At 39.3% G+C, this 12,401-nt stretch carries 17 protein-coding genes; 16 read left to right on the top strand and 1 reads right to left on the bottom strand.

What is annotated here, in order from left to right; genetic code table 11:
- The first annotated feature begins 42 nt into the window (after positions 1-42).
- Together asnS and LPB68_RS03190 are read left to right on the top strand one after the other, a co-directional pair.
- Complete coding sequence (gene asnS / locus LPB68_RS03195; RefSeq protein ID WP_068657944.1) at positions 43-1,338, top strand: asparagine--tRNA ligase; 1,296 nt, start codon at positions 43-45, stop codon at positions 1,336-1,338.
- A gap of 18 nt (positions 1,339-1,356) precedes the next feature.
- A complete protein-coding gene (locus tag LPB68_RS03190; protein WP_068657946.1) occupies positions 1,357-2,058 on the top strand; it encodes a DnaD domain-containing protein in 702 nt (233 codons plus the stop codon).
- Between the two features lie 88 nt (positions 2,059-2,146).
- On the opposite strand, the gene LPB68_RS03185 is transcribed toward LPB68_RS03190, so the two are convergent.
- Positions 2,147-2,950, bottom strand: a complete 804-nt coding sequence (locus tag LPB68_RS03185) for an AAC(3) family N-acetyltransferase (protein WP_068657949.1) — start codon at positions 2,948-2,950, stop codon at positions 2,147-2,149.
- Positions 2,951-3,236: 286 nt separating this feature from the next.
- Here LPB68_RS03185 and LPB68_RS03180 point away from each other — a divergent pair, with 286 nt between their 5' ends.
- The 14 genes from LPB68_RS03180 to LPB68_RS03135 all read left to right on the top strand — a co-directional run bounded on the left by LPB68_RS03180 (position 3,237) and on the right by LPB68_RS03135 (position 12,358).
- Positions 3,237-3,659 carry a DUF1801 domain-containing protein gene (locus LPB68_RS03180; RefSeq protein WP_068657951.1) on the top strand — a complete coding sequence of 141 codons (423 nt, stop codon included), beginning with the start codon at positions 3,237-3,239 and terminating at the stop codon, positions 3,657-3,659.
- A 312-nt stretch (positions 3,660-3,971) separates the two neighbouring features.
- Entirely contained in the window at positions 3,972-5,369 is a 1,398-nt protein-coding gene (locus tag LPB68_RS03175; RefSeq protein WP_068658668.1) for an RNA-guided endonuclease InsQ/TnpB family protein, read from the top strand.
- A gap of 300 nt (positions 5,370-5,669) precedes the next feature.
- Positions 5,670-6,932 carry an MFS transporter gene (locus LPB68_RS03170; RefSeq protein ID WP_418303829.1) on the top strand — a complete coding sequence of 421 codons (1,263 nt, stop codon included), beginning with the start codon at positions 5,670-5,672 and terminating at the stop codon, positions 6,930-6,932.
- A 60-nt stretch (positions 6,933-6,992) separates the two neighbouring features.
- The gene (locus LPB68_RS23315; RefSeq protein WP_232510210.1) at positions 6,993-7,142 is read left to right on the top strand and encodes a hypothetical protein; all 150 of its coding nucleotides are present in this window, start codon (positions 6,993-6,995) and stop codon (positions 7,140-7,142) included.
- The gene (locus LPB68_RS03165) at positions 7,084-7,557 is read left to right on the top strand and encodes a histidine phosphatase family protein (RefSeq protein ID WP_232510211.1); all 474 of its coding nucleotides are present in this window, start codon (positions 7,084-7,086) and stop codon (positions 7,555-7,557) included. The genes LPB68_RS23315 and LPB68_RS03165 overlap by 59 nt, the downstream gene beginning before the upstream one ends.
- Before the next feature lie 12 nt (positions 7,558-7,569).
- Positions 7,570-7,836: an avidin-fold protein gene (locus LPB68_RS23940; RefSeq protein ID WP_472462596.1), complete on the top strand. Its 267-nt coding sequence runs from the start codon at positions 7,570-7,572 to the stop codon at positions 7,834-7,836.
- Positions 7,837-7,857: 21 nt separating this feature from the next.
- Entirely contained in the window at positions 7,858-8,313 is a 456-nt protein-coding gene (locus tag LPB68_RS03160; protein ID WP_068657953.1) for a GNAT family N-acetyltransferase, read from the top strand.
- A 22-nt stretch (positions 8,314-8,335) separates the two neighbouring features.
- Positions 8,336-8,644, top strand: coding sequence for a hypothetical protein (locus LPB68_RS03155; protein ID WP_068657955.1), 309 nt, complete (start codon positions 8,336-8,338; stop codon positions 8,642-8,644).
- Positions 8,645-8,663: 19 nt separating this feature from the next.
- On the top strand, positions 8,664-8,990 hold the full coding sequence (locus LPB68_RS03150) for a phosphotransferase (protein ID WP_068657956.1): 327 nt from the start codon (positions 8,664-8,666) through the stop codon (positions 8,988-8,990).
- Positions 8,991-9,051: 61 nt separating this feature from the next.
- A complete protein-coding gene (locus LPB68_RS03145; RefSeq protein ID WP_068657958.1) occupies positions 9,052-10,185 on the top strand; it encodes a phosphotransferase in 1,134 nt (377 codons plus the stop codon).
- A gap of 6 nt (positions 10,186-10,191) precedes the next feature.
- Complete coding sequence (locus LPB68_RS22655; RefSeq protein WP_418303816.1) at positions 10,192-10,332, top strand: sigma factor-like helix-turn-helix DNA-binding protein; 141 nt, start codon at positions 10,192-10,194, stop codon at positions 10,330-10,332.
- Positions 10,304-10,468 (top strand): hypothetical protein, encoded by a 165-nt coding sequence (locus LPB68_RS22650; protein ID WP_157756188.1) that lies wholly within the window; start codon positions 10,304-10,306, stop codon positions 10,466-10,468. Before LPB68_RS22655 ends, LPB68_RS22650 begins: the two co-directional genes overlap by 29 nt.
- A gap of 50 nt (positions 10,469-10,518) precedes the next feature.
- A complete protein-coding gene (locus LPB68_RS03140) occupies positions 10,519-11,253 on the top strand; it encodes a DUF5643 domain-containing protein (protein ID WP_068657960.1) in 735 nt (244 codons plus the stop codon).
- Positions 11,254-11,437: 184 nt separating this feature from the next.
- Positions 11,438-12,358 carry an EamA family transporter gene (locus LPB68_RS03135; protein WP_068657962.1) on the top strand — a complete coding sequence of 307 codons (921 nt, stop codon included), beginning with the start codon at positions 11,438-11,440 and terminating at the stop codon, positions 12,356-12,358.
- The last annotated feature ends 43 nt before the right edge of the window (positions 12,359-12,401 follow it).

Raw genomic sequence — 12,401 nt, 5'->3', positions numbered from 1 at the left:
TCTTATTAATGAACTTATTGTTCATAAGGGAGAGATTAATGTATGTCCACGAAAAGCGTGATTCGTGATGTGAATCAACATGTAGGAGAAACTGTAACCATTGGAAGCTGGATTAACAATAAGCGTTCTAGCGGTAAAATTCAATTTTTACAGTTGCGTGACGGAACAGGTTATATTCAAGGAGTTATTGTCAAGAGCGAGGTATCTGAACAGGTATGGGATGATGCCAAAAGTCTAACACAAGAAAGTTCTTTGTATGTGACAGGAGTTATCCGTGAAGAACCAAGAAGTGCATCGGGGTATGAAATGACGGTTACGGGTATAGAAGTGATACACATCACTGAGAATTATCCGATTACACCTAAAGAACATGGCGTAGATTTCTTAATGGATCATCGGCATTTATGGCTTCGTTCGAATAAACAACGTGCGATACTAGTTATCCGTGCAGAGATTATTCGTTCAGTACGCCAGTTCTTTGATACTAACGGATTCACCTTGGTAGATCCACCAATCCTAACACCTACTTCTGCAGAAGGAACAACGAATCTTTTCCATACCAAATACTTTGATGAAGATGCCTATCTAACTCAAAGTGGTCAATTGTATATGGAAGCTGCAGCAATGGCGTTAGGCAAAGTCTATTCCTTCGGGCCGACATTCCGTGCCGAGAAGTCAAAGACACGTCGTCACCTCATTGAATTCTGGATGATTGAGCCTGAGATGGCTTTTACCGATCATGAGGAAAGTCTACGTGTACAAGAGAACTTTATCAGTCATGTTGTACAATCAGTCTTGAAAAATTGTCGTACAGAATTAGAAACTGTAGGTCGTGACATTTCGAAACTTGAACAAATTCAAGCACCATTCCCACGTATAACTTACGATGATGCTATAGAATTCCTACATGAAAAAGGATTCGATATTCCTTGGGGTGATGATTTCGGCGCACCTCATGAGACTGCTATTGCTGAAAGTTATGATAAACCCGTATTTATTACGCATTATCCAGCTGGAATCAAAGCATTCTATATGAAACCAGATCCTAACCGACCTGAAGTTGTACTCTGTGCTGATATGATCGCACCTGAAGGATATGGTGAAATCATCGGTGGATCACAGCGTATTGATGACCAAGCACTACTTGAAGAACGATTCAAGGAACATGGATTGTCATTAGACACATATCAATGGTACATGGATCTACGTCAATATGGATCTGTCCCGCATTCTGGTTTCGGTCTAGGACTAGAGCGTACTGTAGCCTGGATTTGCGGACTTGATCATGTGCGTGAGACAATTGCCTTCCCACGTACGTTGTATCGTCTTTATCCTTAAGTTGAAGAGGTGAAGCTCATGGATAATTCAGGATGGAGAACATGGGCTGAGGGTGCTTCATCTGGGTTGGGGGCAGGAATAGCTGTGCTCCCATATGCTCTCTTTCGTTACTATCGTAGATTGAAGCTACAAGATGATGAACTATTGTTGCTCATTCATCTGATGAATTTCAAACAAGTAGAACATAAAGAATTCCCGATGTTAGAAGATATGATGGAGATTACTGGAGGAACAACGACAGAAATCTCCTTAACACTGCAGAAACTGATGAAGGATGGATTCCTCAGCATTGATGAAGAGTTCGATGAGGAAAGTGGTATTCTATACGAACGATATAACGTATCTGGGCTGTATGACAAGTTAAGTATATGTATGGCGAATGATGCCAAGAACAAGGCGAAACAAGCTGTAGCTCAACGTGAAACGGCACTTATAAATACGAGCGAACCTGAAGGTGAACTCAACATGTTTTCCATTTTCGAGAAGGAATTTGGACGTCCTTTGTCACCGATGGAATGTGAGGCGATCTCTGGATGGCTTGATCAGGACAAATATGCTGATGAACTCATCCTCATGGCTTTAAAAGAAGCTGTATTTGCAGGTAAAATTCATTTTCGATATATTGATCGTATCCTGTTGGAATGGAGCCGCAATCGCGTCAAGAATGTGAATGATGCGAAAGCATATACACAGAAGTTCCGTAATACAGGTAGAAGTTAATCGGTTAGATTTAATGAAAGGATATCCCAAGTCAGTGTTATGGCTGAGGGATATCCTTTTTAAATTATAAGAAAGTATAAGTTTCACTTCATACTCTATGCTTTTCCATCCACTTGACAGACCAATCGATGAGATGTCTCTGTTTTATAAATCTTACATCAGCATTGCCTACTTTATAAATTCTATTGTTATTTTCTTTGTCATATTCGTTGCCTAATTGTATGAAATCTGCATCATCAACTGCTTGGGTCGTATAAGTTATCCACGATCTCTTCCCATCGATCATAATGGCGCTGCTCTCATCTGTAAATTTTTTGGTAGGAAAGTTTGCTCTAGTCTCAGCTAAATGAAGGGATGTGTTTTTATCATAGCCGACACCAATTAATAGTATATATCCATCTAATGTATACAATTTATCTACGGGTGAGTTGCTTCCAAAAATATTACTTAATTCATGATCTGCTGTTAAATATTCCGCATGTCTACCTACAGCTGCAATTGATCTTGCGGGATGATCTGAACGGTGGGCTCCAGGCCACTTTCTAAACATTTCAGCGACGACACCCATAGTTAAGGTAGAGGTAATTACTTTATCGTAAGCGGGCCAGTAATCACGGATGATAGGCCACCATTCAACCGGCTCTTCCCAATGAACACCCGTGGCTGGATCGAGATTCTTCCATGTCTGAGAGGGCATCATTAATGTTCCTTTATCACCCACAATTTCAAGAAGTGCTCGTATTAACGTTTCAGCCCCACCTACAACAAATCCCATTGATTTTAAAGAAGTATGAATAAATACGGTCTGTCCTGCAGTTAATCCACAGTTTTTAAATTGTTCGATTAAATTATCTTTCGTTAAGATCATTCTTTTTTCTTGTATCATGGTCATGTTCACCCTCCATTATCAATAAGAATACAAAAACAACCCTAGGTAAGATACTGGGTTGTCTCTGGGGGAATGGCCAGAAAAGCATTGCCCTTATATAGATTAATTGGATTGTTTTCAATATTGTACCAACAATATTGAACGACAACAACGTAAATTAACTTCAACTATGACGTGGTTATATAATTATATAGTAAGATATAATGAGTGTAGGTATGAATCAATTTTATGAAATTGATTCGTTATAACTCTGTAAAAGATATCTCTATAGATCGGAGGTTTTTCATTCATGTATGAGCAGAAAACAAAAGAAACTGAAAGCAGTATCATTGAGTTTATTGAAAATGTCGAGAGTCTTAAGAAACGTGAAGATGCCTATCAGCTATTAGATATATTTACTGAAACGACTGGCTTTCAAGCAAAGATGTGGGGTCCTAGTATTATTGGTTTCGGATCTTATCACTATAAATATGAATCAGGCCACGAAGGTGATGCTCCATTAGTTGGTTTTTCACCGCGGAAGGCAAAAATCAGTTTATATTTTGCAACAGGAGACACAGAACGTGAGCTCTTATTAAAGGATTTTGGAAAACATACATCTGGTAAGGGATGTGTATATATTAATAAGATCGCAGACATCGATGTTGAGGTACTTAAAAGTCTTATAAAGGAATCCGTTCAATTCTTAAGAGAGACGTATCCTAATGATTGAATTCTAAGTGGATAACGTAGTATTATAGTTAAAATATTTAAAATGCGATGAATAGAAGAGTAAATAAAATTCATTTTTTAGCAGAGAGCTCCAAAGGGTGAAAAGGAGTAAAGAATGATTTATTGAAACAAGTCTATCATTTTTCGCCGAGAGGACTCCCACTTCTATAAGTGGCGAGGTGAATCGGTGACCTCCTGAATAATCGCACAAGATGTTCTTTCCTTCCTATATCTTTAGAGGTATAATTATACAAGAACATACATTCGCATTGTGCGACTGGAAGGGGGTGAAACTTTGTCAGATTCAAAGTCAATGTACAGAACCCATCAAGTGTGGATTAAGCCAGGTCATTGCTTGTTTGCGTACCTCGATCAAGCATGTCAGGATGCCAAAAATCTGTATAACACGACCAATTTTTACATCCGACAGATTGTTACCGCTTTTGGGAAGAATGAGCCTCTTCAGCCGTTGCAAGAGGAAGTTCTGGACACGCTGGCATCCCATATTGACGTCATGAACGAACGGCGAAGAGATAAGAACTGTTCCCATCCGTTCAAGCTACCCTCGAAAGAGAGTCCCTTTGTTCATTATAATTTCTTGGATGCTTTGTTCAAAGTGATGAATCAAATCGATTACCGAGCGCTCCCAACGCAGTGCAGTCAGGGAATTATGAAGGTGGTGTTCCACAATTGGAATGCCTTCTTTGCCAGTATCAAGGATTACCGCCAGCATCCTGAGAAGTACAACGGCAAGCCTAATATTCCAGGGTATTCTCGGAATAAGGTGAAGGAAGTCATTTTCTCCAATCAAGATTGTTTGATCAAGGAACGGAAATGTCTTAAGTTTCCAAAGACCAAGTTGCAGTTGAACATTGGCAAACTGGGCTGTACTGACGGACAACTGATGCAAGTACGTGTCGTCCCAAGCCATGGGCAATATGTGGTTGAAATGATCTTCGCTTATCCGATCGAGAAGAAGGAAGCGGTACAAGAACACGTGCTAGCGATTGATCTTGGCGTCAATAATCTTGCAACCATCGTCACGACCACCGGAGCAAAACCGATCATCGTGAAGGGCAAGATCGTTAAAGCGATTAATCAGTATTACAACAAGATGAAGGCGTACTATACCAGCATTCTTCGTCAGGGCAAGGAACCACGTGAAGGAGCGTACACGTCCAGACGAATAGAACGGCTTCATTTGAAGCGCCACCGTAGGATCAAAGACTTGTTCCACAAGGTAAGTCATCATATCGTTACGTTGGCAGTGGAGCACAACATCGGTACGATCGTCATTGGTCATAACGATGGATGGAAGCAAGCGCCCGGAATCGGACGGCGAAACAATCAGTCCTTCAGTCATATTCCCCATCAGATGCTCATCGAGATGATCAAGTATAAGGCAACAGAACAAGGAATAGTCGTTATCCTGACGGAAGAGGCGTATACCTCAAAAGCAAGCTTCCTGGATCAAGACCCGTTGCCGAATTATGGTGTAGAGGGAAGATGGATCTTCTCAGGCAAACGGGTATATCGGGGTCTGTATAAGAATACGAAGGGCTTAGTACATGCCGATGTAAACGGCGCAGCCAACATTATGCGAAAAGTATTCCCAAACGTATCCGCCAAAGGAGCAAATGGGATAGAGGGGTTGGATGGTAAGCAGACCATCAACGTGTCAACTCCACTGGTGTTAAGCATCCTGAAATAAGTTGGATGATACATCAGAAACCCCCACTTCAGCCAAAGCGATAGCGTTGGTAAGTGGCGGGAGTATTCATGAGTATCATATCGGAACCTAGTTTGTGGGGGATGGTTTGACGGGAGCTCCCGTTCTAGAGTTAGAGTATAAGCATCGCTATGAGCTGCCGTACTTGAAGAGGTTAATACGGTAACGTATTGACGAATCTGGGGTGGTACCACGAATATCAAATCTCGTCCTCAAGACTATGGTCTTGGGGGTGGGATTTTTTTGTTAGTAGTCGGTGCCGAAAAGGAGAATCGTATGAAAGTGAAAATAATGTCAGATCATTGGAAATATTCTTCCATGTTATTGTTTGGTATAGGCGTATCTAATGTGGGATCTTGGATTTACTTTATCGCACTTAACCTAATAGTGTTACACATGACACAATCACCACTCGCTGTCTCGGTACTTTATATTCTGAAACCATTAGCAACTATATTCACGAATGTGTGGTCTGGTAGCTTAATTGACCGCTTAAATAAGCGAAATCTAATGGTCATACTCGACATATTAAGGGCGATATTGATAACTCTTTTACCCTTATTCTCATCGGTCGGGTACATATACATGCTTGTTTTTCTAATCAATATGGTGGGTTCCATGTTTGGTCCTACATCCATGTCATACATAACTCAACTCATTCCAACAGAACAAAGACCTCGGTTTAATTCGCTTAACAGTTTAATTGGTTCTGGAGCATTTCTATTGGGCCCAGCGGTGGCTGGAATTCTATTTCTAGTTGGTTCACCGATCTTCGCCATTTATATTAATGCTATCGCCTTATTGATCTCAGGAATTATTACATGGTTGATGCCAGACTTGGATAGACAATCCATGAACGAGAGCTTGAAAGTACAAGAACAGAGGGGGACTATGACTGTATTAAAAGACGATTGGAACACGGTTTTACAATTCTATCGAAGAAACATATCTATCATGGTTATTTGTTTTCTATTTGGAAGTGTATTCGTGGTAATGGCATCGGCGGTGGACTCACTTGAAGCTTCATTTGCAACCTTGGTCCTCCATATGACAGATGGTGAATATGGGATTCTTGTGAGTATTGCAGGGGCAGGTATCATCGTTGGGGCTATCATGAACACTCTTTTTATAAATAAAATGGATGGTTTATGGATGATTGGGTTAGGAGCCTTGGGCGTGTGTCTTGGGTATGTGATCTATGCTTTCTCAAGTTCATTCTTAATAGCAGCTATTGGATTCTTAGTCTTGGCTTGTTGTTTAGCTTTTGTTAACACAGGTTTCGCTACATTTTATCAAAATCATATTCCAGTGGATGTTATGGGTAGGGTAGGTAGTATCAATGCGTTTATAGAAGCCATATTTATGATGGTAGCAACCGTGGCTCTTGGTATTGCAGCAGAAATCATTTCACTTCGACTCTCCGTGATTGCAGGAGTTTTGGTGATGGTATTATTAGGGATTTCGTTATTGGTATATGTAATGAAAGAACCATTTAAAGGGAATCTTGGTCGTATTACAGAAGATATAACTATGCATATTTCTTAGTGATAAGTGTTATATGCAAGAAAATGAAGATTACTGAATTTACGATCTGGAGGAGGATTCATGAAAACAAACATCTATATGGTGAGGCATGCAGAATCACCCTTTGAATTTGGACAGGAGAGAACACGTGGGCTATCGGAAGAGGGTTGGATTGAAGCGAAGCGAGTTGCTGAAATGCTGGCTGATTATTGCATCAAGTCCCTACGCTAGAGCCAAACAGACCGTTCAATACATAGCTGAACAGAAGTCGTTAAATATTGTTGAGTACGAAGAACTCGTTGAACGTCCGATAAAAGGCTTGGAAACCAAAACTTCCTGGGATGTATTACATGAAGCTATACGTAAATCCTTTGTGGATAAAGATTTTGCATTAGAAGGTGGAGAAACTACGCACAGAGCACAACAAAGAGCAATTCCAATCATGGAGAGCCTCCTAGAGGAATACCGGGGGAAGAATATAGTGATAGGTACACATGGTAATATCATGACCATTATCATAAATTACTACGATGAAACGTTTGGATTCGATTTCTGGAATACGACTTCGAAGCCTGATATTTACAGAATGATATTTAATAAGAATCAGTTAGAACATGTGGAGAGGGTATGGAATTATAATAACTAAAGAAAATGAGGTATTTGTAAATCGAAGCCGGAGTATTTGGATGATGGTAGATTAAGAATCTTAGTAGAATGGGAATGGACATGTAAAGATAGATCGAAAGGGTATTCAATAATGGAAGCGATAAAAGATAGTAGTAAGTCGTATCATATCAAAAGGTATGCACATGATTTTGGGGCAGTCGTGAGTAATAGGATTGGCGAGCTGATGCTTGCTATAAGCTTGTTCGTTACCATTCGCTGGATGGTGCTTTTTTTATACTATATAATAGCTATAATATAATAAAGATATGGAGTGATCATTTTGGAAATTAAATTAGATGACTTAAGTGGGTCTGAAGTGGCCCAATTATTAGGAGAACATCTACATAGTATGGCATTACATTCCCCGCCAGAAAGTATTCATGCCCTAGATCTAGAGGGATTGAAAAGACCAGAAGTTACATTCTGGAGTGCATGGGAAGATGATGAATTGGTTGGCTGTGGGGCACTGAAAGAACTTGATGGTCAACATGGTGAGATCAAATCAATGCGAACTTCTACATTATATTTAAGAAAGGGTGTCGCAAAGCAACTCCTTGAACATATCATTCAAGAAGCAAAGAATCGTGGTTATCGCCGTCTAAGTTTAGAAACAGGTTCAATGGATGCTTTCGAACCAGCTAAGAAACTATATGCTAGTGTTGGGTTTCAATATTGTAAGCCGTTTTCGAATTACATAGAGGATCCATATAGTGTATTTATGACAAAAGAATTATAAGAATAATATTGGAGGCATCATCATGAATCAACGCTATCGAATTACAAGAGAATTTCAGGAAATTGACATTTCAGAAAAAACCATATCTTTGGAAGAATGCAAAAAATATTTCGAGATCAAACCTGATTTTACCTATACACCCGTCTTTACGGTGACTGGAGCAACGAGTATGTCTATTGAGGGAGACTTTTTCATGTGGAGCTATGGCGATATTAAGATCCCATTTAGGTATTATCAGGGAGATATATACGTATCCGGAACGAATGAAGCAGTGATCCCCATCATGATTGAGGTTGCAAGCGAATTGAGAGCAGATGTGCAAGGAGATTAAATTGAGGTGTATGAAATGAATGAAACATGAAGGTGAATGGCTAGAAGGACAACTGGTTAAGGCGAAAAGTTATGTTGATCATGGACAAACAGAAGGTAGCTTAGAATTGTTAGAGCAATTAATATTGAACAAGCCGTTGTCGGTACAGCAAACGATGATTCACGGAGATTGCACAACCGACAATGTACTTGTGATTAATGGAGAAGTGCAGACATTCATAGATGTAGCAGTTATGACGGTGGGAGACCCACGTTATGATGAATTCTTAGCGATCGAAAGTTGTGAAGATAATCCTATATACATACGAGCATTTTATGATGGATATCATCGGTATAAAATATCATAAGGAAGTATTTCAATATTTTAATGCGGGACTATATGAGTTTTTGTGAGGGGGATCCTGGGGTTTGGATCTGTTGATAAATAACAATACAAGGTTACCTATACGCAATAAGATGGATCAAATCTATGTTTGTATGCAAATAATATTTGGGGAAGTTGCATTTAAACCTTTAACGATCATTTGTGATGATTTAGGTTATAATACACCAAATTTTACAACGGCGGGTATCTATCACCTACATGGCCTCGTAAGAACTAATAATGAGCAGCTACCGTGGTCCATTATATTAAAAGTGATCAAACCAGATAGTGCAGAGAAAGAAGAACCTCAACATCACAATTACTGGCGTCGGGAAGCACTTATATTTGAATCAAAGGTATTAGATAATCTGCCTGAATCAATTGAAGTAGCCAAGAGTTATCTTGTTGAAGAACAGCAGGATGGTACGATTTGGTTATGGATGGAATATGTTGAAGGGATTCATGCCCACTCTCAAGAACAATTTAACTTTATAGCTCGTCAGCTAGGAAGGTTTAATGGGAGTTATCTTACAGGAACAGGAATACCTGATGAGGAATGGATATGTAGAGGTTGGCTTAAGTCATGGACAACATCAAGTCGAATGTACGCTCCTATTCTAGAACCTTATTTAAATATACTACATAGAGAAAAAGTGCTGAGCATTTGGGAATGGTTTCAAGGTTTTACTAAAGATATAGAACATAAGCTAGCTTCATTAGAAAACTTGCCGCGTGTGTTAGCACATCAAGACTTGAGCCAAATGAATATGCTATTAAACAAGGATCATTCAGAGAGCGGTCGATTAGTGTTAATAGACTGGCAATTCATGAGTATATCAGGTATTGGTGAAGACCTTGGTAAGATGTTTGGTGTAAATATGAGCTTGGGCATCATACCCATTCATGAATACGAAGTTTTTCAAAATTCTTTATTCAAAGCATACATTAAAGGATTGAGAGATATGGGTTGGCAGGGGGACGAGGGACTAGCTAGATATGGTTACTGTTTAAGTACTGCTTTACGAAGCGTCTGGGAGGTTCCTCAGTTCATATCATTAGTGTCTCAGTTAGAAGTGGATCCTTGTAACTCAAAGATTCAAGATCGAGTTGCTCAACTTGAGGGAATTATCAATATTCACATGAAAATGGCGTTAGAGGCCGATCAGTTAAATAATTAATTTCAAATGACCTTAAGTGAGATCGCCAACCTGCTGGAGAGACCGGAAGGTACAGTGAAAACATGGTTGAATAAAGCATTAAAGGAACTCCGAATCGGATTTCGGAAGGAGGATGCTCGTGTTCTACGATATTCAATCATCAGATAAAGATATGGTTATTCAACTTGACCACCTCTCTATGTCATATATCTCTGGTGAAGCTTTACTGGCATCCTATAGTTATAATAATCAGGATGATGTGAATGAGAATAAGGAAGAAGCGGGTATTCATACGGAACAATAGATATTCAACTACCCGAAGGTACATCACTGCCGAATGAAGTTGTTCTTAATGTGCTGCTTAAGAATTCAGAATTTAATCTGACAATACCTGTTGATCACGAGAGGTTCGCTGAACTTCAGAGTGAGTATATCATTGGAGAGACCATCCAAGTTGAAGGTCAGAGTATCAGCTTTACCAAAGCAATTGTCTCTCCTTTACGTATTTCCTTGTACGTGGATTACGATGAAGATAATTCCAAACAGATTTTTGGACCTGGTGATATTCATTTAGTTGATGATAAAGGCACTGTCTGGAGAAATATATCGGGTAGTTTGGGCCCGGGAAGGGATCATCAAGTTTATCATTTTGAGAGTCCGTATTTTGAAAAGCCCAAATCATTGATGATTGAGGGAAGCTGGTTCCGAGCACTCGATAAAAATCAATTATCCGTCATGATTGACACTGAAAAGGGACAATTACTAAAATCACCAGATGTGAAACTTAATCTGAGTAAGATCTCGAACTTCGATAAATATATGAAACTGGATTTTGCCCTTAGTGGTCTTGACGCTAAAGACAATATGATGTATTTCTTATTTGAAGGTGAGTTTACAGATGGAGATGGCAATCACTACAAGACAGCAGATCTTCATAATATTGTCGGTGGTTATATGGATGGCTCAGAACCAAAGTCGCAACATTCACTATTTTATGTAGATAAACTTGCCTATAAACAGCCACTAACACTTACCATTTATGACTATCCAACATATATCCATCAGGACTACACGGTTCGCATAAAATAATTATTCCTATTTTACTTATTGACAGCACCTTCTACTTGACCTATAATAACATAGGTTATTTAGATCGATCACAAACTCAGTCAGATCTGAGAGACGAAATTTTTAAAAGGGAAACCTTTTTTTTCAGTCGTCACTTGTCCTTAGGACAGGTGGCGATTTTATTTTTTATAAGGGAGTGTTTAGGTTGAACGTATTGAAATATTCTATTTTTGTTATAATGGGAGCATTATCGTATGGAACATTATCAACGATGATTAAGCTCGGCATGGTCGATGGTTTCACTTCAGGAGAATTAGTGGGTAGCCAATATATGATTGGTTGGATTGTTATTGCTGCAATTTTTCTCTTCACCTTTAATTATAGGATATCATTGAAAAATGTAGGTAAATTATTGTTTACAGGGGTCATTACAGCATCAGTGGGGATTACCTACGCAGTTTCTGTATCTGAATTACCGGCATCGATCGCAGTTGTTTTCTTTTTCCAATTCACATGGATGGGTGTTCTGATCGAAAGTGTTCTGACCAGAACAAAACCGAGTAGAAATAAAGTAGTGGCTATTATATTGTTACTTATGGGAACTTTGTTGGCGGGAGCTATCTTCGAAGAATCATTATCTGCATTAAGTATCAAGGGAGTTGTTTTTGGTCTGCTTGCAGCTTTACTTAATGCGATTAACATGGTGCTTACTTCTAAAGTTGCCACACAAGAAAAGGCTCCAAAGAGACTCTTCTTTATTGGTACGGGGGCGTTTCTAACGGTATTACTTACAACACCGACAACAGGCATGGTTACTCAACTTGTCGAAACGAATCTATGGAAGTATGGATTATTTCTAGGTTTGTTTGGTGTAGTCATTCCGTTCTTATTATTTGCTATCGGTATGCCCAAAATTGGGGCTGGATTAGGAACGATCCTATGTGCCGCTGAACTACCTTCAGCCATGATCATGTCGGTCTGGTTGTTAAATGAAGGTGTTACACCGCTTCAATGGATTGGAATGATCTTGATTGTCATAGGAATTATTGCGCCGGAGTTACTCAACAGATTCACACTTGATTACTATCCAATGAAAAGGTGGATGTCTCACAATAGACATGGTTAATTATGCGAATTATGATATGATGGTTCTAAAATAATCTATTACC

The organism is Paenibacillus crassostreae (assembly GCF_001857945.1).
GTDB classification, from domain to species: domain Bacteria; phylum Bacillota; class Bacilli; order Paenibacillales; family Paenibacillaceae; genus Paenibacillus_AQ; species Paenibacillus_AQ crassostreae.
This window is presented reverse-complemented; position numbering and strand designations above follow the sequence as displayed.